Below are 22,313 nucleotides of genomic sequence, written 5' to 3'. Positions count from 1 at the left end.
CCAACTCTTTTTTAAAGGAGTATTTTATTGATGTAAAATTACAAATATAGTTAGAAGAAAATTTATATTTATGTTAATGATTATGATTTTGAAAAGTGAAATTTTTAATTAGTATAGAATACAAAGAAAGAGGAGAGTAAATTGGCGAATTTTATAAATGAAATTAACAAAAGAAGAACTTTTGCTATTATTTCTCACCCTGATGCAGGTAAAACAACAATTACCGAAAAATTATTATTATATGGGGGAGCAATAAGAGAGGCTGGTTCTGTTAAAGCTAGAAGAGCATCAAAACACGCAGTTTCTGACTGGATGGAAATAGAGAAGCAAAGAGGTATTTCTGTAACATCATCAGTACTTCAATTTAATTATGACGGTTATTGCATAAATATATTGGATACTCCTGGGCACCAAGACTTTAGTGAAGATACTTATAGAACTCTTATTGCAGCAGATTGTGCTGTAATGGTTATAGACGGAGCTAAAGGTGTGGAAGCGCAAACAAGAAAATTATTTCACGTTTGTTCTTTGAGGGATATCCCTATAATTACTTTTGTAAATAAGATGGATAGAGAAACAAGGGACCCTTTTGAACTTCTTGCAGATTTAGAAGAAGAACTTGGCATTAAATCATATCCAATGAACTGGCCAATTGGCTGTGGTGCCAATTTTAAAGGTGTTTATGAAAGAGAAACAAAGAAAATAATAGCTTTCCAAGGTGGAAGTCATGGTCAAAAAGAAGCTGAAAAAGTAGAATTTGATATAAATGATGTAGAAGCAAAGGAATTTATAGGAGAAGATTTTTATAATCAGCTTTTAGAAGAGGTAGAATTATTTGAAGAAGCTGGTGAAGAGTTCGATTTAGAAAAAATAAGAATGGGTGAACTGACACCAGTATTTTTTGGTAGTGCACTTACAAACTTTGGAGTAGAACCTTTTCTAAAGCAATTCTTAAAGTTAACTCCACCACCACTTCCAAGAAATTCAGATAAAGGTGAAATAGAACCGACATCTGAGGATTTTTCTGCTTTTGTATTTAAGATTCAAGCTAATATGAACAAGTCTCATAGAGATAGAATTGCATTTATGAGGGTTTGTTCTGGTAAGTTTGAGGCAGGAAAAGATGTATTTCATGTTCAACAAAATAAAAAAATTAAGATTACTCAGCCTACACAATTTATGGCACAAGATAGAGCTGTAGTGGAAGAAGCTTATGCAGGAGATATACTAGGAGTTTTTGACCCAGGTATATTTAGTATAGGAGATACCCTATGCACAAGCAATAATAAGTTTAAGTATGAAGGTATTCCTACATTTGCACCAGAGCATTTTGCTAGGGTAAGAACAGTGGATACAATGAAAAGAAAACAATTCATAAAAGGAATAGATCAAATAGCTCAAGAAGGAGCAATTCAAGTTTTTAAAGAGTTATTTATAGGTATAGAGGAAATTATTGTAGGTGTTGTTGGAGTACTTCAATTTGAGGTACTAGAATATAGACTAAAAAATGAATATAATGTAGAAATAAAGATGGATAGATTACCGTTTAAAAATGTAAGATGGATTGAAGAATGGGATAAAGCTGTGGACACACTAAGTATAACTTCTGATACTAAAATTGTACGAGATATTAGAGATAGAGACCTTTTGCTTTTTACCTCAGACTGGGGAATAAGATGGGCCCTAGAGCACAATGAAGGGCTAGTGCTATCGGATATTAGTAAATAGTACTAGAGCAATGCACAATGCACAATTAAGGTCAAAAGATGATGTGAAGAGTGCAAATTGCAAAGTGCACACTTCACACTTCACTCTTCACACTCCACACTTCACACTTATACAAAGGGGGGTGTTAAAAGGTGTATTTTTCAAATGCGATGAATATTGCTCGGGATTATTGTCATAGATTTATTAACGAGGGAGATATCGTAGTAGATGCCACTGTTGGCAATGGTAATGATACTGCTTTGCTTTGTAAACTAGTTGGTAGCTCAGGAAAGGTTTATGGCTTTGACGTTCAAGAAGAGGCTTTAAGGAATGCTGAGGCTTATTTAAAAGAACTTAATCTTGATAATAGAGTAAGGTTAATTTTAGATGGCCATGAAAATATAAAAGAGTATATTTGTGAAAAGGTTGATGTAGTTATTTTTAATTTAGGATATTTACCAAAAGGAAATCATGAAATAACTACAAAGTGGGAAACTACTATAAAAGCAATAAGTGGGTCAATGGACCTGATTAAAAAAGAAGGTAAAATTTTTATTGTTGTATATCCTGGACACTCAGAAGGTGAAAAAGAAAAGAAGGAAATAGAAGAATTTGTTAAGACAATAAGTCAAAAGGAATACAATGTTGCAAAGATTAGTTTTATGAATCAAATCAATAATCCACCTTTTTTGATAGCTATTGAAAAGAGAAAACTTTGATTTAATATATGATACTAATTTGATGCACAATGCACAATGCACGATAAAAAAAATGCACAATGCACAATGCACAATGCACAATTAAGGAGGAAATATTTTAGCGGAGCTAAAATATTTCTGGATTTTTAAAACATTAAAACATTAAAATATTAAAAGATTGAAAGATTGAAAGATTAAAAGCAGTAAATATATTTGGATGAGTACAAATGTATTTACTGCTTTGTTGTGCGACTATGTATAACTAAAGATGTTCTGACGGAAGGGAAGAGAAACATCTTTAATTGCTTGTTGCAGATTGGTTTTTTGTATATACTTTACACTAGTATTTTCTATTTAGAGAAAAAATATTTGCATCAGGATTATTATTGTATAAAATAAGATCTTTAATAATTTGAGCTCCAATAACGCTAAAGGTAACTCCGTTTCCTCCGAAACCTAAGTTTAAATAGGTATTTGGGTATGTAGGATGTTTTCCTATGTAAGGTAATCCATCTTTGGTTTCACCAAAAACTCCAGCCCAGGCGTAGTCAGCTTTTATATCATCCATTTCAGGAAATAATGATTTTAATTTATTTATTAAATATTTAGATTTGAATTTTAAATTTGCTTCTCTTCTTTCTAAGTTAATAAAATTATCATCAAAACCACCAGCTATAATTCTATTATCAGAAGTTGTTCTGATATATGTATAAGGCCTTGCAGTTTCCCATATTAAAGATCTATTATACCAAGAAGAAAAATCATTGATTTTATTCGTAGCTATTGAGTATGTGGAGTTCAAAGTTACTAGATTTTTTTTCCCCATCATTGAATTAGAGTTATATCCCGTACAAAAGATTAAATTTTTACATTTTACATAACTGTCTGTAGATAGATTGATTTTCACATCATTAGAGTAAAAATCAAAACTCTGTGCTTTGGTGTTTTCGTAGATTTTAGCTCCTTTTTTAAAGCAATGTTTTAATAGAATATTACAAAAATTAACAGGGTCAATTTGACCACCAATCTTAGAATATATTCCACATTCAGATGTGAAAGGGTACAATCTTTCAATATCTACTCTCTCAAGTAATTCTACGTCAAAGCCATATTTCTTTCTAGTTTGGTATTCGTCTCTGAGATTTTCTTCATCCATTTTGTTAGAACATAAATAAAGGCTATCTTTTTTTTCAAAGTTACATATACCGTTAATATTTATAATAATTCTTTCAATATCATCTATAGCTTTTTGACAGAGTTTATATGATCTCACGGCTTTATCTTTACCTACTATATCGATGAGTTTTATAAGGTCTGTATCTATTTCATATTGTAGTAAACACGTACTGGCACAAGTACTTCCGCTACATACAGTATTTTCTTCGATTAGGACAGCATCAACTGAATATTCAGTTAAATAATAAAGCATTAAGCATCCAGTAATTCCACCACCCACAATTACAACATCGCAATCAATATTTTTATTAAGAGAAGGATAACCTTTTAAATTGCTATTGATTTTATCCCAATAAGTACTACCATTTATTAAATCCATAGTGTGCGCTTAGCTAAAGCTGCCCCTCCTCACGTAAGTAGATGTGATGGTAATTTACATTATTTTTTTCTTTCCAAATAAAGCATCGATAACAAAAATTATTGCAGCAATTATTAGCAAGTAATTAATCAATGTTCCTCCGATTTTAAAGATTAAACCAATTAACCAAAATAAAACAACAAAACCACCTAACCATCTTAAAAATGTCATTCTAATGCCTCCATTATATTTGATAATACATATTATTCACAAAAATGAAGAAAATATGTACTTCTTTTGAGTTTATGATTTTGCAGAGCAAAATCGACTATTAAATTAAAGATTTTCTGACCAAAGGGAAGAAAATCATCCATAATTGTGCATTGTGCATTGTGCATTGTGCATTGTGTATTTGAATTGTACATTGTGCATTGGAATTGTACCGATACATTTGACTGATTTGATATATTTAATATAATAATAATAAATCTATAAATGTATGCAATAATTGCAAATTGCAAATTATATTAAAAAAAGAAAGGGGCAAAACAAAATGGAACACAAAAAAGAGGGGATAAGAGTAAATTTAAATTCTATGGTATATGTGGCTTTGATGGCTGCAGTAATATATGCTATAGCGCAAATAAGAGTTCCAGCACCAATGGGAGTTGTACATTTAGGTGATAGCATGGTATTGATGGCAGCTATATTATTAGGAAAGAAAAAGGGAGCTGTTGCAGCAGCTATTGGAATGACGTTGTTTGATATACTTGGTGGATATCTTGTGTGGGCACCATTTACTATGGTTATAAAATTTTCTATGGCGTATGTAGCAGGTGCAATCGCATTTAGAAAAGATTATAATGGAGAAAATATAAAAAATAATTTATTGGCGTTTATAGTTGCTAGCATTGTTATGATTTTTGGATATTATTTGAGTGGAATAATAGTTGCAAAAATGCTATTAAGTAGTGCAGCAACTTGGTATGCAGCTAATATTATGGCATTAAATGAAGTTATATTTAATGTAGGGCAAGGAGTAGCAGCTATAGTTATAGCGTTACCACTTTCGAAAGTAATAAAGCCAGCTCTTAGAAAAGCCAATATAGATTTATAACAAAAAGATTTCTTAGTAATTCACTAAGAGGTCTTTTTTCATATGATTTCAAATTCAAATTTAAAATTAGCAATTGTAAATTCAAAATTTGCAATTGCTAATTTTAAATTTGCAATTTGCAATTTGCAATTTGCAATTAAGGATGATTTTGCTACGCAAAATCTTAGAATTAATTAAATAAAGATTCTCTGACCAAAGGGAAGAGAATCATCATCAATTGTGCATTGTGCATTGCTTATTACGTATTGCGCATTGAGAATTAACACTGTATATTATAAATTATTATCATATTATTAAATTTTAATAATATTCATTAAATATAAGTGTAGAATTTGATATAATAGTCATAAGATGATTATGAATATACTGAATGAAAACAGTTAATGATAATTTATTCGTTTGATAAACAGCTTGAAATGGAGGATACTAATGGACACTAAGAAACTTTCCTTATTGTTAAAACAGCAAGAAAATATTAAATTAGATTTCAAGCTTAAACTTGATTTGAGTACAGAAAGTGGTAGAAAAGAATTTGCAAAAGATGTATGTGCAATAGCCAATTCTCCTGGTGGAAGAGGGTATTTAATAATTGGGATTGAAGATAAAACTAAAAAAGTTGTAGGGATAAATGTTAATGATTATACTGAGGAACAGGTTCAGCAAATAGTATCATCAAGGATTGAACCACCAATTCCAATTAAAATAGAAACTATTATTTATTATGGACAAAATGTGAGTATTATAACGATTTATAGTAGTGATCAAAGGCCTCATCAAGTTAGAGAAACAGGAGCATTTTACATAAGAAGAGGTTCCACTACAGACACAATGAGAAAAGAAGAATTAATAGGTGCATTTCAGGATAATTTAAGTCTAGGCACAGAATTATGTCCTATTATTAAAAGTACAAAAGAGGCATTAAATTTTAATTTGGTTGAGGCCTATTTTAAAAATCATAGTATAGAAATCAATGATTCTAACAGAGAAATGTTACTGACTAATACAGGAATTATTACAAAAGAATCAGAAAATAAAAATTTTAAGTGCACTATGGGTGGATTATTGGTTTTTTCTAGTATAAATTACCTTTATATACCACATAATATAATTAAGGTTATAAATAGAATAAATGAAAATTATGATGACATAATAATTATTCAAGGTGATTTACTTTCAATGCTTGATAAAAGTAAAAAATTGATTAGTGAAATATTACCTTCAAATTATCCTTGGAAGGCAGTTTATGAAGGTATAAAGAATGCGGTTTTATACAGAGATTATACTGTTTACAATAAAGAAACAGAGGTGGTTATTGACTATAAAAATATTTCTGTTATAAGTCCAGGTATACTTGTTAAAAATGGAAAAGGTTCCATTGAAAATTCTCATAGTTATATTAGAAGAAATATGTGGATATATGAAAAATTGATTACGCTAGATAAAGAAAATAGGTTCAATAAATCTACACGAGGTTTCACTAGAATGAAAAAAAGTTTTGAAAATCATGGCAAAGTAAAATTTTTGAATGTAATTAAAGAAAATAAGTTTAAAGTGATATTTCCTGGTATAAAAAACTATAATTAGAATATCAGGAATAATCAATGAAAACGTTTATTGAAAAAAAATTCAGAATATTATATAATAATTATAATAGAAAAAAATATGTAAGGGGTGGTTAACATGGTATATGTATTTCACGGCAAAAAGGGAATTGGGAAGACAAAAAATATGATAAAACTTGCAAATGAAAAAATACTAGATTCCAAGGGAAATATTGTGTATATTGATGATGATAATAAACCGATTTTTGACTTAGATACAAGAATTAGATTTGTTGCTACCAGAGACTTTAATTTGAAAAACTATAAAAATTTTTATGGATTTTTGTGCGGTATTCTTTCAGAAGATTATGACATTGAAACTGTGTTTATTGATGGGTTATTTAACATGGTAAATGGCAAAGAGGAAGATGCGGCACATTTGTTTTATGACATGGAAAAATTAGCCCATAATTATGGATTGGACTTGTATATAAATATAAATATTGAAGATAAAGAAATACCAGAGTATATTAGAAAATATAGTGCATAAATAAAAAAAAATATTGCATTGTTGTACTAAATAATGTAGAATTATACTAAAGAGTCAAAATATTTTAAATATTAACATTATTTAAAATATTAACAATAGAGACTGCTCATGAACACATTTTTCCTCAAAAGCTACCCCGAACAGGTAGCTCTTTTTTTATTTATGCTTTTTATTTTATGAATTTGACATAATCTTTGAAAACATATATAATTAAAGGCGAAGTTGGATATATATATAAGAATTGTGAAGTAGATGGAATTATTAGTTAGTTGATGAGCAGACCAACGTATTATATTTAATGTGGTGATTTGTTAGTTAACAAGTAAAAGATGAAACTTTCATTGAAAAATTTATTCTAGAACTGGGGCTTGTTTAGGATCAATTGGTCATAAACTATACTATTATTTTGTGGTATAATGTGAACTTTAATTTTTTAAAGTGAAACTTAAGCACTCTAACTCTATTGATGATAGAGTTAGAGTGCTTTTTTGTATATTTACATTAACAATATTTATAAAAAAAAGATAAAGGTGGTGTATTTGGTAATTAAAAGAAATAATAATAGCATTAAAAAATATGGGAGGTTTATTAATGATTAAAAAATTTATAAGTTTAGGTATGGTAGGAATTTTATTATTGGCATTGACAGCTTGTGGGAGTTCCACAAAGACTACATACGAAAAAATAATTGAAGATAAAGAGATGACTTTTGCAATGACGGGTGCGTATCCACCATTTAATTTTATTGATGAAAACGGTGATTTAACAGGTTTTGATATTGATATAGCAAATGCAATAGCAAAGGAAATTGGAGTAAAGTCAAAACCTATCACAACAACATGGGATGGTATTATTGCAGGATTAACTGGTAAAAAATTTGATATGATTATTGGAAGTATGTCAATTACTGAGGAAAGACAAAAACAAGTGAATTTCACAACTCCGTATTATTATGATGGAGCTCAATTTTTTGCAATTAAGGGGTCAGGACTTAATTCAATTGAAGATTTGCAAGATGGTAAAGTTGGGGTTGTTACTGGGACAACTTTCCATGATGCTTTAAATGAAATGGATAATATAAAAGAAATTCTTCAGTTTGAAAGTGATGTTGATAATATTATGGCAGCTGAACAAGGACGTTCAGATGGTTTAGTTACAGGGAAATTCGTTGGTTTGCAGGCACCTGAAAAATATGATGTGGATTTAGAACCCGTAGGCCAACTTTTATATGCAGAGGAAATAGGAATAGCTATTCGAAAAGATGATACTAAGTTATTAGAAGAGGTAAATGCAGCCTTAGCTAAAATCGTTGAAGATGGAACTTATGAAGAAATTAGCAATAAATGGTTTGGAGTTAATATTTTAGAAAAATAAATATCCTATGAAAATTTAAAATTAAATTTCATAGTGGGTTTTCTTTAGTAATGTTACCCTTTTTAGTTGAATAATAAATTAATTAATAATGGAGGAAAGATATTAATGGAAATACTCGTATCAATATTTAATAGTATAATGGACTTTTTTTCTACAGCAATTTTATTTGCTCCTAAATTTATTCCTGGTGTAATTGCAACATTGGGTTTATCCTTTTTTTCTATCCTACTAGGTATGATTTTTGGTTTAGTTACAGTATTGCTAAAATTATCACGGAAAAAAGTTTTGATGAGAATAACAGATATTTATATAACAATAGTGAGAGGTACGCCTTTATTATTACAATTAATTTTTATTTTCTATGCATTGCCTACTATAGGGATAGAGTTAGGTAGATTCACTTCTGCTATTATCGGATTAGCTTTTCATAATGGTGCATACATTAGTGAAATATTTAGGGGTTCGATTGAATCTATTCACTATGGACAAATGGAGGCAGCTCGATCTCTAGGTATGACTAAATTGCAGGCAATGAAGAGAGTTATTTTACCACAAGCATTCAAACGCTCTGTTCCAGCATTAGGGAATCAATTTATAATTGCAGTTAAAGATTCTTCTTTGGCAAGTGTTATAACAATAACAGAAATAATCCTGCTTGCAAGACAATTTTCAGCGGCTACCTTTAAAACCTTTCCAATATTATTTGTTGCTGCCTGCTACTATTTAATAATTACTATGGCATTAACAAAGATATTAAGTACCATTGAATTGAAATTAAAAGTAAATGAAAGGGGATAATATGATTAAAATAAAGAATTTGCATAAATATTATGGAAAACTTGAAGTGCTTAAAGGCATTGATATGGAAATTAATGAAAGTGAAGTTGTTTGCATAATAGGGTCTAGTGGTTCAGGTAAAAGCACTCTTCTTAGATGTATTAATTTTTTAGAAAAGAAAGATAGTGGAGAATTATGGATTGATGGTGAGATGGTAAGATTAAAAGAATCTGATATTAACAATATTAGACAAAAGGTTGGGATGGTTTTTCAAAGCTTTAATCTATTTCCTAATATGACTGCTATACAAAATGTTATGGAAGGACCTGTGACAGTTAAGAAAATAGATAAAGAAATAGCTAAGAAAGATGCGTATAGATTACTTGAAAAGGTAGGGCTAGAAGATAAAGCTGATGAATATCCAGCTATGTTATCGGGTGGTCAACAACAAAGGGTTGCTATTGCTAGAACACTTGCTATGGAACCGAAAGTTGTATTATTTGATGAACCTACATCAGCATTAGATCCTGAATTAGTAGGGGAAGTATTAAAAGTTATGAAGACACTGGCAAATGAAGGAATGACTATGATTATTGTTACTCATGAAATGGCATTTGCAAAAGAAGTTGCTGATAGAATTATATTTTTAAATGAAGGTGTTATTGCTGAAGAAGGACATCCTGAAAAAATATTCCAGCAACCTGAACATGTAAGATTGCAAGGATTTTTAGAACAAATTTTAGTGTAATAAATTATAAATAGAATAAAGACTACTATTGAATTAGATATGCACTATAAGATAAATCAGAATTAGATATGTTCTATAAGATAAATCCTTGACAATAATGTAAAATCGAATATATAATGTTATAAGATGATTTTATTAAAAAAAAATTTATGGTTATAATATGAAAAGCAATGAAGGAAAGAGTAACTGTATTGAGTATAAAGAGAGCTAGTGGCTGCTGGAAACTAGTTATGATATACAGTGAAGTACATTCTTGAGCTTTAATCTGAAAATTGAGTAAGCAATAATAAATGGTATAAATTTATTGTTTCAATTATTAGGAGGATACGTTGCCTGCGTTAAGGGTTTAAGTGGATATGAGTTTGGTTTTCTAACTAAATTGTATCAAACTGGGTGGTACCGCGGAATATTTCGTCCCTAACATTATTGTTAGAGGGCGTTTTTTTATTGTTTTATAATTTTAATGAACAATTTACAGAGTACAATTAGTTAAACATTGAGGTATTGCTAGTATTATAAGAAATTAAACAATGATTTATTTTTTTATTAAGTTGAGTATTTTTAGAAATAAAGATTTTCTGACCAAAGGGAAGAAAATCATCAGCAATTGTGCATTGCGCATTGTGCATTGTGCATTAAAAAATGGAGGTGCTTTATGAGTAACGTATACGATACTCTTATGGAGAGAGGTTATATTAAACAAACAACGCATGAAAAAGAAATCAAAGAATTACTAGATAAGGAAAAAATAACTTTTTACATTGGATTTGATCCAACGGCAGATAGTTTACACGTAGGACATTTTATTGCAATTATGTTTATGGCCCATATGCAAAGGGCAGGACATAGACCAATAGCCCTTGTTGGCGGTGGTACAGTAATGGTTGGTGATCCAAGTGGGAAAACTGATATGAGAAAAATGATGACAAAGGAAACAATAGCAGAAAATGCTAATAAAATCAAAGGACAGCTAGAAAAACTTATCGATTTTAGTGACGGAAAAGCTATTATGGATAATAATGCAAATTGGCTTTTGAATTTAAATTACGTCGACTTTTTAAGAGATATAGGAGCACATTTCTCTGTAAATAAAATGCTTACTGCTGAATGTTTTAAACAAAGATTAGAAAAAGGTCTTTCTTTTTTAGAATTTAACTATATGTTAATGCAATCATATGATTTCTTAGTTTTAAATGAAAAATATGACTGTATAATGCAACTTGGCGGAGACGATCAATGGTCAAATATGATTAATGGTATGGATTTAATAAGAAGAAAAGTCCAAAAGCCAGCTTACGCTATGACTTGCACACTTCTTACTAATAGTGAAGGAAAGAAAATGGGTAAAACAGAGAAAGGTGCTCTGTGGCTAGATCCTAAAAAAACATCACCATTTGATTTTTACCAATACTGGAGAAATGTTGCTGATTCTGATGTAGATAAATGTTTAAGACTATTAACTTTTATCCCTATGGATGAAGTAAGGAGATTGTCTTCATTAGAAGGCTCAGAAATAAATGAAGCAAAAAAAGTATTAGCATATGAAGTTACAAAACTTATTCATGGAGAAGAAGAAGCTAATAAAGCAGCAGCAGCAGCAGAGGCATTATTTGGTGGGGGAGTAGATTTAACCAATGTACCAACAGTAGAAATAACAAAAGAAGCAATAGGAGATACTATACTAAATGTATTAGCGCAAAATAAAGTATTTCCATCAAAAAAAGAAGGAAGAAGACTAATTGAACAAGGTGGTCTTACTTTAAATGATGATAAAGTAGAAGATTTGAATACTTTATTGAAGGAAGAAGATTTTAAAGATGGCTATGCATTGGTTAGAAAAGGAAAGAAAAAATACTTTAAATTAATAATTGCTTAAATTACAATAAAAAGGTATTTCCTATATGGAAAGCCTTTTTATTTGTTTAGTTATGTTTTATAATATTCATTATGTGTAAACTATTGTATAATATATAAGCTTTGTTTAGGTTATAATGTGGAATTTGCAATTAGCAATTTGCAATTAGCAATTTGCAATTAGCAATTTGAAAAAAGGGGGACTTGATTTTATGAATAATACATTGACTGAAGAAAATATGAATAAATTAAAAGAAGAATTAGATTATAGATTAACAGTAAAAAGAGCAGAAATAGCAAGGGAAAAATTAGAAGCAGCTGCACATGGCGATAGGTCTGAAAATGCAGAATATAAAGAAGCTTGTGCGAATTATAGGAAAAATGATAATAGAATACAATATTTGTATACTATGATTTCAACAGCTACTGTTATAGACGATAAAAATATAGATAAATCGCTATTAGGAGTTAATAGTAAGGCTAGAATTAAATTTATAGAGTATGAAGATGAAGACATAGTAACATTAGTGACAGTTATGGATGCAGACCCAGAAAATATGAAAGTAAGTATAGAATCAGATTTTGGAAAAGCATTAACAGGCAAAAAAGTTGGAGACATAGTTGAAGTCTGTGCTCCAAGCGAAAAATATACTGTAGAGGTATTAGAAATACTATAAGAATTAATAATATTATAATTAATAGCCTATGAAATTTTTTTGCATTTTTTGGGTATTGAATATAAGATGCTAATGTAGTATAATATTTAGCTGATGGGTTAAAATCAATTATTTTCCAAATGAGATACTTGTGCAAATTAAGGATGTGAAAAAATGGCACTATATGCTATATCAGATTTACATTTAGCTCTAAAATCTAATAAGCCTATGGATATTTTTGGAATTCAATGGGAAAATCATCATATTAAAATACAAGAAAATTGGCTAAAAAAGATAAGAGAAGAAGATACAGTTTTAATAGCAGGAGATATTTCTTGGTCTATGTCAATGAAAGAAGGCATGGAAGACTTAGAATGGATTCACAATTTGCCGGGTAAAAAAATAATATGTAAGGGTAATCATGATTATTGGTGGGGAAGCATTTCGAAGCTAAATGATTTATACGAAGATATTAGTTTTATTCAAAATAACTTTTTTGTATATGAAGATTATGCGATTTGCGGTTCAAGAGGATGGACGCTATCTAAAAATAATAAAAGTAAGCAAGATGAGAAAATAATAAAAAGAGAAATCATTAGATTTAAACTTTCTATAGAGGAAGCTAAAAAAGCTGGATATGATAAAGTGATTATAATGATGCATTATCCACCTGTAAATGAAACATTTGAAGCATCACAATTTACTGAAATATTTAAGGAATATAATGTAGAAAAAGTCATTTATGGACATCTTCATGGAATAGCTTTAAAAAATATATTTGAAGGTATGCACGATAACATTGAATATATTATGACATCTTGTGATTATATAAATTTTGATCCTATTAAACTAATGTAATAGTAAGGGGGAATCTATATGGCATCAAGACAGTGGAAAGAATTTTTAATTCCATATGCTCAGGCAGTTGAAGAATTGAAGGTAAAATTTAAAAGTGTAAGAAGAGAATACAGAAAGAGAAATGAAATTTCACCTATAGAATTTGTGACTGGAAGAGTAAAGGAATTATCTAGTATGCTTGAAAAAGCAAATAAACTTGATATACCTTTGGATAAATTAGAAGATGAAATGGAAGATATAGCTGGGATACGGATAATGTGCCAGTTTGTTGATGATATTTATAGAGTTGTTGAAATAGTAAAAGATAGAAAAGATATGACTGTAGTTTATGAAAAGGACTATATAAATAATGTAAAAGAAAGTGGATATCGAAGTTATCATATGATTATTAAATATCCTGTATACACTGCTTTTGGGGAGAAAGATATTTTAGCAGAATTGCAGATTAGAACACTCGCTATGAATTTTTGGGCAACAATAGAACATTCACTTAATTATAAGTACAAGCATAAAATACCAGAAGGAATAAAAGAAAAATTAAAAACTTCTGGAGATGCAGCTTTTACATTGGATGAAATAATGAGTGAAATAAAAGATGAAATTATGGATGCACAAAAATTATTTGAAGTAAAGTCTAGTTTAGTTACTGATATTACTAATAATATATTAACATTAATTTCTTTAGGCAAAATGGTAGAGGCAACAAAATATCAAAAACAATTAAATGAATTAGTTTCAGGTGGGGATATTTTTGAATTATCAAAACTAAAAGACAAAATATCTGTGACATTGAAAACATTGAAATGATAAATGAATTATAGTGAAAATGCAAAGACAAATGCATAATCCAAAGACAAATGCACAATGTACAATGCACAATTAAGGTGGAAATTTTTTAGCGGAGCTAAAAAATTTCTTTATTTTAATAATAATAAGGCTCAATAATCGTGGATTATTGAGCCTTATTTAAGTATTAAATTTCAGATTTTCTGACTAATGGGAAGCAAATCATCCGCACTATATTTCAAAACTATTTTGCAACTATATTAACAAGTCTTCCTTTAATAACTATAACTTTTTTAATTTCTTTGCCTTCAAGGAATTCTATGATTTTAAGAGAAGCTAAAGCTGCTTCTTTTATTTCATCTTGGGACATACCTGTTGCAATCATTATTTTGTCTTTAATCTTTCCGTTGATTTGGATTGCTATTTCAACTTCGTCTTTAATCAAAGCTTTTTGGTCAAATTCAGGCCATTTTTGATTAAACACAGAGAAATCGCCTCCGAAAGCTTCCCATTGTTCTTCACCAAAATGAGGAGCAAATGGAGCTATAATCTTAATTAGATCTAGAATAGCTTCTTTTAAGAATAGTTTATTTTTTTCTTCAGTATTTAAATACTTAGAAAAGGCATTTACAAATTCCATCAATCTAGCTATTGAAGTATTAAATTGGAATTTATCAGTATCAGTTGTAATATGTTGTATTGCATAGTGTCTTGCAAAGTTTAATTCTTTTTCTTCTTTTCCCATTTCAGTTTTAGCGTTTGTAGTAGAATCATTTTGGAGTTCTTCTCTAACAGCAGTTACCACTCTTTCGATTCTATCAACAAATTTGGACATAGATTTGATACCGTCATCACTCCATGCGCCACCTTCTGTATATGCAAATCCAAACATTAAATACATTCTAAATACATCAGCACCATATTCAGTAATATATTCATCAGGAGAAATTGTATTTCCTTTTGATTTACTCATTTTTTGACCATCTGGTCCAAGTATTAAACCTTGATGCACAAGAGATTGAAATGGCTCATCAAAATCTAAAAACTTCATATCTCTTAGCGCTTTTGTAATAAATCTTGCATAGAGTAGGTGCATACAAGCATGCTCTGGGCCGCCAACGTATTTATCTACAGGAAGCATTCTGTTAACTATATCTCTGTCAAAAGCGATATCTTCATTTTTATTATCTGCATATCTCATTTGATACCAAGAAGAGCAAACAAAAGTATCTAATGTGTCAACTTCTCTTTTGGCAGGTCCACCACACTGAGGACATGTTGTATTTACAAAATCTTCAGATTTAGCTAGTGGAGATTTGCCGTCAGGAGTAAAAGCTACATCATAAGGTAATTCTACTGGTAATTGTTCTTCTGGTACAAGTACAGTACCACATTTATCACAATATACTATAGGAATTGGAGCACCCCAATATCTTTGGCGTGATACAAGCCAATCTCTTAATCTATAATTAATTTTAGAAGTACCAAGACCCTTAGCTTCTAAATTTTCTATTATAGCTTTCTTGGCTTCTTCTGTAGTTAAACCATTAAATTCACCACTATTAACTAATATACCGTAATTTGTATAAGGAAGGGAATCATCTTCACCTTCTTTTCCTTTAATAACTCTTTCTATTGGAAGATTAAATTTAGTAGCAAATTCATAGTCTCTCTCATCGTGAGACGGAACGGCCATAACACAACCAGTACCATAAGTCGCAAGTACGTAGTCAGCTATCCATATAGGAACTTCTCTTCCGTTAATAGGGTTTACTGCGTATCCACCAGAGAATACACCAGTTTTTTCTCTAGTTATAGATTGTCTTTCTATATCAGATTGTTTTTGTGCTTGTATTTTATAATCTTCAACTTGAGATTTGAATTCTTCAGTTACTATTTTATCTACCATAGGGCTTTCAGGTGCAATTACAACGTAAGTAACTCCATTAAGAGTATCTGGCCTAGTTGTAAATACATCGAAGGTGAGGTCTTTTCCAACTACTTTAAAAGTAGCTTCAGATCCTATTGATTTTCCAATCCAGTGTCTTTGCATTGACTTAGTTTTTTCCGGCCAATCTAAAGTATCTAGGCCTTGTAATAATTCTTCAGCATAATCAGTTATTTTAAAAGACCATTGAGTTAAATTCTTTTTAGTAACTTCAGTTCCACATCTTTCACATTCGCCTTCTTTAACTTGTTCATTGGCAAGAACAGTATTGCAACTAGGACACCAGTTTACAGGTGAATTTTTTCTGTATGCTAATCCATTTTTGTAAAGTTGAGCAAAAATCCACTGAGTCCATTTATAATAATCAGGCATACAAGTAACTACTTCATGGTCCCAATTAAACATAGCTCCCATAGCTTTTAACTGTTCTTCCATATTTTTTATGTTTTGAATAGTTGAATCAGAAGGGTGAACACCAGTTTTAATTGCATAATTTTCAGCAGGTAAACCAAAAGCATCAAAGCCCATTGGTTGGAACACATTATAGCCTTGCATCTTCTTGAATCTTGCCCAAGAATCAGTAGGACCATAATTAAACCAATGACCTGCATGAAGTTTAGCCCCAGATGGATATGAGAACATTTCTAAACAATAAAGTTTCTCCCCAGGTGCTTCTTCATCAAACTTATGAAAATTAGTTTCTTCCCATTTTTTTTGCCATTTCTTATCAATAGCAGTTCCGTATTTAGACATTTTAAAACCTCCGCTTTTTTTTAAAAGATAGAGTGGAGTTTGCAAAGTGCAGAGTGCAGTTAAAAGATTTTCTGACCAAAGAGAAGAAAACAATCCATAACTTAACTCTTCACATTTCACACTTCACACTCAAAAATATAGTCGATAATTAAAAAACTTTACAATACAAAAAAGTCTTCATCTCAATTAAGAGACGAAAACATTAGCTCCGCGGTACCACTCTTGTTAGGTATATAGATAAACTACTACAGCATAAATTTATACAACTCCATAATTTATTAAATTATCGAGATTTGTACATATATAAATTAAGTTTTTGTGCAGTTTATCTGAAAAACCTCACTTAAAAAAATATGACTCCTGAGCAAGTTCACTATTGACCACTACTACCTCTCAGCAAATGGCAGTTCTCTTTAAGTGGTTAAGAAGTTACTACTCTCAATCCTTGTCTACAATATTTGAATTTTAACTAAAACATATAATAAATATTTAAGTGTTTATTACATAGTTTATAGCTTATCTTCATAATTATAGAGTAATGATTATATACTGTCAAGAGCAATGAATAGTACCAATGCACAATACACAGTACCAATGCACAATGCACAATGCACATTACCAATGCACAATGCACAATGCACAATGTACAATGCACAATTTAGGATGATTTTGCTACGCAAAATCTTTATTTAATTGTTTAATTAAATAATTAAAGATTCTGGAACTTAGGTGAAGAATTAACATTATCATAAACTATGAATTATACTATTTATTTTTTAGGTAAGCAGTTTTTTCTTTATAGTAATAAAATCTTGAATGAATAAAATAATGAAAATTAGTCCAATAATAAATGCACAATTATAATTAAGGATGGATTTTGCTACGCAAAATCGACTAGTTAGTTAAAGATTTTCTGACCAAAGGGAAGAAAATCATCCGTAATTGTGCATTGTGAATTGTGCATTGTGCATTAATCTTTTAAAGTGCATTGTGCATTAATCTTTTAAAGTGCATTGTGCATTAATCTTTTAAAGTGCATTATGCATTAATCTTTTAAAATTATCAATTAGAAGGAGAAATCTTACATGAATATTTATTCATTATTTATAATATCAATAGCATTATCATTAGATGCATTTGGGGTTGCCTTATGTATTGGATTAAATAAACTTGTTCCATTAAAAAATAAAATTATATTTGGAGTATCATTTGGGTTTTTTCAATTTTTATGTGCGTATTTAGGTGCTTATGCTGGATTAATATTCAATAGATATGTAGTGTCTGTACCGAAAATTGCTGGAGGTATTATTATTGCAATTGTAGGAATTATTATGATAAAAGAAGGTATGGAAAATGATGAATGCAAAATATTTTTAGATAAAAAAATGTATGTGATTTTAGGAATATCGGTAAGCATAGATGCTGCAGTAATAGGATTTACATTGCTAAACAATATTTATAGTAATGTTAGAATTTTGGGAGAAACTGCTTTCATTGGATTAATAACTATAATTGTGTCTTTAATTGCGTTTTTAATGTCAAAAAGCCTAAGGAAAATAGAAGTGGTTTCTAAATACGCTGATTATTTAGGTGGAGTTATTCTTATTTTATTTGGAATAAAGATGATTTTCTTTTAAACATAATTTGCAATGAGCAATGACAATTTGCAATTTGCAATGAGCAATTTGCAATGACAATTTGCAATTTGCAATGAGCAATTTGCAATTAAATATGATTTTGCTTCGCAAAATCTACTGGTTAATTGGAAGATTTCCCGAGAATGGGAATAAAACTTTTTATTAAAGCAGTACTTTGAAAATGAACATTATTTTAGAACAGAAATAAAATTTGTAATAGTTTATAGAATAATATGAATAAATAAGAAAAAGTTGGTAATAATCCAAATGAATATATAATTTGGAGGTTAATTATGAATAAGGTGATTTTAGTTGGAAGAATTACAAAGGATTTAGAACTTAAGGAAATTGGAGAGGATAAAATTCCTTTTGTGAATTTTCATTTAGCAGTTACTAGTGGCTATAAAAAAAGTACTGGAGAAAAGATAGTAGATTTTATTCCTGTATGTGCATGGAGTAGAAATGCAGAAAACTTATATAAATATACAGGGAAGGGAACTTTACTAAGTGTAGTAGGTAATTTAAAGATAAGAACCTATAAAACTGATGAAGGCTCTAATAAATATGTAGCAGAAGTACGTGCAGAAAGAATTCAATTCCTTGAAAGAAAAAAACAAGAAGAAAAAGGTCAAGATGAAATAATTTAAAGATGTGCTAAGAGCACGTCTTTTTTCTTGAGATAATAATGAAGAAAGTTATTGACAATTGTGTATTTGAATTGTCTTTTGAACTTATATTTTGAACTTATATTTTGAACTTATATTTTGAACTTGATTGTGCATTGTGCACTGTGCATTGTGCATTGAATTAAATGTGCATTGAATTAAATGTGCATTGTGCATTTGAATTGTCTTTTGAACTTATCTTTTGAACTTGATTGTGCATTGTGCATTGTGCATTTGAATTATCTTTTGAACTTAATTGTGCATTGTGCATTGTGCATTGAATTAAATGTGCATTGAATTAAATGTGCATTGAATTAAATGTGCATTGAATTAAATGTGCATTGAAATAATATAATAATTGACACAGACAAATATTGTGCATAAAATATAGGTATAATAGGTAAAATAATCTATGGAGTGAATTGTATAGTAAATTATTCAATTTGCAAATTTAAAACATTTAGGAGGAATTATGGAATTTTCATCAATTGTTTTAATGGAAGTTGATAATGAGGATAGATTTGTGAGAGAACTTGGAAGCTATAAAGTCGATGAAGGCTCAGAATTTGTTAGAAAATTTAATTACAGAGACAATGAAGTATCTTTGTATTTTGACACTGGTAAAGATGTAGAGGACTGGGAATTTACTGCCATATATGATGTTTTTGATTTAGAAAAATTTAATGAAGCAGAGTTAGAAATTGAAGAAAAAGATGATGAATATAATCCAACCTGGGTAATAAAATTTGATTATATTAATAGTATTGCAATGATGGAAGAAAAATTAAGAGTGGTTCTACAGTTAATAGAAGAAGAAATAAAAAGTTCTTTTGAGGAAATTTCTAAAAGTAAAGAAGAGTATATAGAAATCATTTGAAAAACCAGAATTAAATGCTGACTATTTTTGAAAGAAGGAATATTATGGTATCAGAAATTAAGAAAAGAGAAGAAATTAGTATAGAGGATAAATGGGATATAGAGGCAATATATTCATCTATAGAAGAATGGGAAAAGGATTTTACTTCAATTAAGGGAAGAGCAGTGGAAATTAAAGAATACATTGGTAAGCTTAATGAAGGGAAACAATTGTTGGATTTTTTGAAATTAGATGAAGATATAAGTAGAGCTTTAGATAGATTAGTGGTATATGCTTTCCTTAAATCAGATGAAGATACTACAAATACAACGTATCAAAGTATAAAAAATAAAATTCAAACTTATTCAGCAGAGCTAGCATCTATGAGTGCTTTTTTTGTTCCAGAGATTCTGTCTGTTGATGAAGGAATATTAAAAAAAGAAATAGAAAGCACACCAGGATTAGAGTTATATAGAAATTTAATAGATCAGATATTAAGAAGAAAACCGCATACATTGTCTAAAGAAATGGAAGAACTTTTGGCTTCAGCATCAGATTGTTTAAGTGCACCAGGAAGTATATTTAGTATGCTTTCAAATGCAGATATGAAATTTCCAAATATAAAAAATGAAGAAGGCATGGAGATTGAACTAACCGAGGGCAATTATGGAATATATATAAAATCAAAAGACAGAAATGTAAGAAAGAAAGCTTTTGAAGCAATTTTCTCTACTTATAATCAATATAGAAATACTTTGGCTACTTCTTTAACATCATCTATAAAGAGTTATGCTTTTGGAACTAAATGGAGAAAATACAATTCTTCAATGGAAGCTTCACTAAAACCAAATAATATTCCCGTGGAGGTTTATGAAAAAGCTGTTGAAACTATAAATAAGAATATTGAGAGTCTTCATAGATATGTTAGAGTAAAGAAAAAATTACTTAATCTAGATGAAATTCATATGTATGATCTTTATGTTCCAGTAATAGATAGCCCTAAAGACCATATTGAATTTAATCAGGGGGTAAGTATGGTAAAAGAGGCATTGAAACCTCTTGGAGAAGAGTATCTTAGTATATTTAGTGAAGGCATAGAAAATAGGTGGATAGACAAATATGAAAACAAGAATAAAAGAAATGGTGCTTATTCTTGGGGATGTTATGATACTATGCCATATGTTTTGCTAAATTATAATTATGAGTTAAATGATGTATCTACCCTTGCACATGAAATGGGACACTCTCTTCATTCATATTATTCAAGAAAAGAACAACCATATGTTTACGCTGATTATACATTGTTTTGTGCAGAAGTAGCTTCAACAGTAAATGAATGTCTACTTATTGATTATCTAATAAAAAATGAAAAAGATAAAAATAAAAAATTATATCTCATTAATCAGCAATTAGAACAAATAAGAACAACTGTATTTAGACAAATGATGTTTGCTGAGTTTGAGAAAATTACTCACGAGAAAATTGATAATAGTGATCCATTAACAGCAGATGATTTATGCAGTATTTATAGAGAGTTAAATACTAAATATTTTGGGCCGGATATGATAATAGATAGTGAAATAGATATTGAATGGGCAAGGATACCCCATTTTTATAGGGATTTTTATGTTTATCAATATGCAACAGGATATTCAGCTGCAAATTCCTTTGTCAATGCCATTATGGCTGAAGGCAACGAGGCAAGAGAAAAATATATTGGTTTCTTGAAAAGCGGAGGCTCTGATTATCCAATAAATATACTAAAAAAAGCAGGCGTAGATATGACTACTCCTAAACCTATAGAGGATACTATTAAGAGATTTAATGAACTACTAGATATGCTAGAGGAAAATATTTGAAGAGCAATGCACAATTATCAATGCACAATGCACAATTAATGATGAAATTTTTTAGCAGAGCTAAAAAATTTCTTTGTTGTATTAAATATGATTTTGCTACGCAAAATCTTTGAATTAATTAAAAATTTTAAAGATTTTCTGACCAAAGGGAAGAAAATCATCCATAATTGTGCATTGTGCATTGTGCATTGTTTTTAATTTTCTTTTGAACTTAATTGTGCATTGTGCATTGATTCTTGTATCTTGTGCATTTGTTTTGAACTTATCTTTTGAATTTATCTTTTGAACTTAATTGCACACTGCAAATTGCAAATTGCACATTGTTTTTAATTTTCTTTTGAACTTAATTGTGCATTGTGCATTGATTCTTGTATCTTGTGCATTTGTTTTGAACT

19 protein-coding genes and 1 other annotated feature are annotated in these 22,313 nt (G+C 29.6%); of the genes, 16 read left to right on the top strand and 3 right to left on the bottom strand.

The genetic code is table 11. The annotated features are described in order from the left end of the window. Positions 1 to 141: 141 nt before the first annotated feature. Complete coding sequence (locus tag ACVHXK_RS14305; RefSeq protein WP_461207091.1) at positions 142 to 1,728, top strand: peptide chain release factor 3; 1,587 nt, start codon at positions 142 to 144, stop codon at positions 1,726 to 1,728. Between the two features lie 131 nt (positions 1,729 to 1,859). Continuing rightward, on the top strand, positions 1,860 to 2,426 hold the full coding sequence (mnmM, locus tag ACVHXK_RS14300; RefSeq protein ID WP_461207090.1) for a tRNA 5-(aminomethyl)-2-thiouridylate-methyltransferase MnmM: 567 nt from the start codon (positions 1,860 to 1,862) through the stop codon (positions 2,424 to 2,426). Positions 2,427 to 2,745: 319 nt separating this feature from the next. Here mnmM and ACVHXK_RS14295 read toward each other — a convergent pair whose 3' ends face one another. Continuing rightward, the gene (locus ACVHXK_RS14295; protein ID WP_461207089.1) at positions 2,746 to 3,960 is read right to left on the bottom strand and encodes an NAD(P)/FAD-dependent oxidoreductase; all 1,215 of its coding nucleotides are present in this window, start codon (positions 3,958 to 3,960) and stop codon (positions 2,746 to 2,748) included. A 54-nt stretch (positions 3,961 to 4,014) separates the two neighbouring features. After that, positions 4,015 to 4,170: a DUF5670 family protein gene (locus tag ACVHXK_RS14290; RefSeq protein WP_461207088.1), complete on the bottom strand. Its 156-nt coding sequence runs from the start codon at positions 4,168 to 4,170 to the stop codon at positions 4,015 to 4,017. Positions 4,171 to 4,492: 322 nt separating this feature from the next. Between ACVHXK_RS14290 and ACVHXK_RS14285 the strand changes: the two genes are divergently transcribed. From ACVHXK_RS14285 to ACVHXK_RS14240, 10 genes are all read left to right on the top strand, one after another. After that, positions 4,493 to 5,056, top strand: coding sequence for an ECF transporter S component (locus tag ACVHXK_RS14285; protein ID WP_461207087.1), 564 nt, complete (start codon positions 4,493 to 4,495; stop codon positions 5,054 to 5,056). 429 nt (positions 5,057 to 5,485) lie between these two features. Then, the gene (locus tag ACVHXK_RS14280; RefSeq protein ID WP_461207086.1) at positions 5,486 to 6,640 is read left to right on the top strand and encodes an AlbA family DNA-binding domain-containing protein; all 1,155 of its coding nucleotides are present in this window, start codon (positions 5,486 to 5,488) and stop codon (positions 6,638 to 6,640) included. Between the two features lie 96 nt (positions 6,641 to 6,736). Then, positions 6,737 to 7,147, top strand: a complete 411-nt coding sequence (locus tag ACVHXK_RS14275) for a hypothetical protein (protein ID WP_461207085.1) — start codon at positions 6,737 to 6,739, stop codon at positions 7,145 to 7,147. 591 nt (positions 7,148 to 7,738) lie between these two features. Then, positions 7,739 to 8,521: an ABC transporter substrate-binding protein gene (locus tag ACVHXK_RS14270; RefSeq protein WP_461207084.1), complete on the top strand. Its 783-nt coding sequence runs from the start codon at positions 7,739 to 7,741 to the stop codon at positions 8,519 to 8,521. Positions 8,522 to 8,626: 105 nt separating this feature from the next. Continuing rightward, entirely contained in the window at positions 8,627 to 9,319 is a 693-nt protein-coding gene (locus tag ACVHXK_RS14265; protein WP_461207083.1) for an amino acid ABC transporter permease, read from the top strand. Between the two features lies 1 nt (position 9,320). Beyond that, entirely contained in the window at positions 9,321 to 10,046 is a 726-nt protein-coding gene (locus tag ACVHXK_RS14260) for an amino acid ABC transporter ATP-binding protein (RefSeq protein ID WP_461207082.1), read from the top strand. Between the two features lie 161 nt (positions 10,047 to 10,207). Beyond that, positions 10,208 to 10,468: a binding site (T-box leader), on the top strand. Positions 10,469 to 10,701: 233 nt separating this feature from the next. After that, the gene (gene tyrS, locus ACVHXK_RS14255; protein ID WP_461207081.1) at positions 10,702 to 11,922 is read left to right on the top strand and encodes a tyrosine--tRNA ligase; all 1,221 of its coding nucleotides are present in this window, start codon (positions 10,702 to 10,704) and stop codon (positions 11,920 to 11,922) included. A gap of 190 nt (positions 11,923 to 12,112) precedes the next feature. Continuing rightward, complete coding sequence (locus ACVHXK_RS14250; protein ID WP_461207080.1) at positions 12,113 to 12,577, top strand: GreA/GreB family elongation factor; 465 nt, start codon at positions 12,113 to 12,115, stop codon at positions 12,575 to 12,577. 153 nt (positions 12,578 to 12,730) lie between these two features. Next, on the top strand, positions 12,731 to 13,414 hold the full coding sequence (locus tag ACVHXK_RS14245) for a metallophosphoesterase (RefSeq protein ID WP_461207079.1): 684 nt from the start codon (positions 12,731 to 12,733) through the stop codon (positions 13,412 to 13,414). A gap of 18 nt (positions 13,415 to 13,432) precedes the next feature. Further along, entirely contained in the window at positions 13,433 to 14,221 is a 789-nt protein-coding gene (locus ACVHXK_RS14240; RefSeq protein ID WP_461207078.1) for a GTP pyrophosphokinase, read from the top strand. Between the two features lie 223 nt (positions 14,222 to 14,444). On the opposite strand, the gene leuS is transcribed toward ACVHXK_RS14240, so the two are convergent. Further along, complete coding sequence (gene leuS / locus ACVHXK_RS14235; protein WP_461207077.1) at positions 14,445 to 16,901, bottom strand: leucine--tRNA ligase; 2,457 nt, start codon at positions 16,899 to 16,901, stop codon at positions 14,445 to 14,447. A gap of 1,085 nt (positions 16,902 to 17,986) precedes the next feature. Here leuS and ACVHXK_RS14230 point away from each other — a divergent pair. The 4 genes from ACVHXK_RS14230 (at position 17,987) to pepF (ending at position 21,918) form a co-directional block, all read left to right on the top strand. After that, positions 17,987 to 18,538: a manganese efflux pump MntP gene (locus tag ACVHXK_RS14230; protein ID WP_461207076.1), complete on the top strand. Its 552-nt coding sequence runs from the start codon at positions 17,987 to 17,989 to the stop codon at positions 18,536 to 18,538. A gap of 293 nt (positions 18,539 to 18,831) precedes the next feature. Continuing rightward, positions 18,832 to 19,185: a single-stranded DNA-binding protein gene (locus ACVHXK_RS14225; RefSeq protein ID WP_461207075.1), complete on the top strand. Its 354-nt coding sequence runs from the start codon at positions 18,832 to 18,834 to the stop codon at positions 19,183 to 19,185. Between the two features lie 490 nt (positions 19,186 to 19,675). Further along, entirely contained in the window at positions 19,676 to 20,080 is a 405-nt protein-coding gene (locus ACVHXK_RS14220) for a DUF6762 family protein (protein WP_461207074.1), read from the top strand. Between the two features lie 44 nt (positions 20,081 to 20,124). Further along, positions 20,125 to 21,918: an oligoendopeptidase F gene (gene pepF / locus ACVHXK_RS14215; protein ID WP_461207073.1), complete on the top strand. Its 1,794-nt coding sequence runs from the start codon at positions 20,125 to 20,127 to the stop codon at positions 21,916 to 21,918. The last annotated feature ends 395 nt before the right edge of the window (positions 21,919 to 22,313 follow it).

Source organism: Clostridium sp. DL1XJH146 (assembly GCF_054819755.1).
Note: the sequence above shows the minus strand (reverse complement) of the source record. Positions and strands in the feature narration are given on the sequence as shown.

Coding starts and splice junctions, on each gene's coding strand:
- ACVHXK_RS14295 (WP_461207089.1), bottom strand. CDS start 3,960: ATGGATTTAATAAATGGTAGTACTTATTGGGATAAAATCAATAGCAAT.
- ACVHXK_RS14290 (WP_461207088.1), bottom strand. CDS start 4,170: ATGACATTTTTAAGATGGTTAGGTGGTTTTGTTGTTTTATTTTGGTTA.
- ACVHXK_RS14285 (WP_461207087.1), top strand. CDS start 4,493: ATGGAACACAAAAAAGAGGGGATAAGAGTAAATTTAAATTCTATGGTA.
- ACVHXK_RS14280 (WP_461207086.1), top strand. CDS start 5,486: ATGGACACTAAGAAACTTTCCTTATTGTTAAAACAGCAAGAAAATATT.
- ACVHXK_RS14275 (WP_461207085.1), top strand. CDS start 6,737: ATGGTATATGTATTTCACGGCAAAAAGGGAATTGGGAAGACAAAAAAT.
- ACVHXK_RS14270 (WP_461207084.1), top strand. CDS start 7,739: ATGATTAAAAAATTTATAAGTTTAGGTATGGTAGGAATTTTATTATTG.
- ACVHXK_RS14265 (WP_461207083.1), top strand. CDS start 8,627: ATGGAAATACTCGTATCAATATTTAATAGTATAATGGACTTTTTTTCT.
- ACVHXK_RS14260 (WP_461207082.1), top strand. CDS start 9,321: ATGATTAAAATAAAGAATTTGCATAAATATTATGGAAAACTTGAAGTG.
- tyrS (WP_461207081.1), top strand. CDS start 10,702: ATGAGTAACGTATACGATACTCTTATGGAGAGAGGTTATATTAAACAA.
- ACVHXK_RS14250 (WP_461207080.1), top strand. CDS start 12,113: ATGAATAATACATTGACTGAAGAAAATATGAATAAATTAAAAGAAGAA.
- ACVHXK_RS14245 (WP_461207079.1), top strand. CDS start 12,731: ATGGCACTATATGCTATATCAGATTTACATTTAGCTCTAAAATCTAAT.
- ACVHXK_RS14240 (WP_461207078.1), top strand. CDS start 13,433: ATGGCATCAAGACAGTGGAAAGAATTTTTAATTCCATATGCTCAGGCA.
- leuS (WP_461207077.1), bottom strand. CDS start 16,901: ATGTCTAAATACGGAACTGCTATTGATAAGAAATGGCAAAAAAAATGG.
- ACVHXK_RS14230 (WP_461207076.1), top strand. CDS start 17,987: ATGAATATTTATTCATTATTTATAATATCAATAGCATTATCATTAGAT.
- ACVHXK_RS14225 (WP_461207075.1), top strand. CDS start 18,832: ATGAATAAGGTGATTTTAGTTGGAAGAATTACAAAGGATTTAGAACTT.
- ACVHXK_RS14220 (WP_461207074.1), top strand. CDS start 19,676: ATGGAATTTTCATCAATTGTTTTAATGGAAGTTGATAATGAGGATAGA.
- pepF (WP_461207073.1), top strand. CDS start 20,125: ATGGTATCAGAAATTAAGAAAAGAGAAGAAATTAGTATAGAGGATAAA.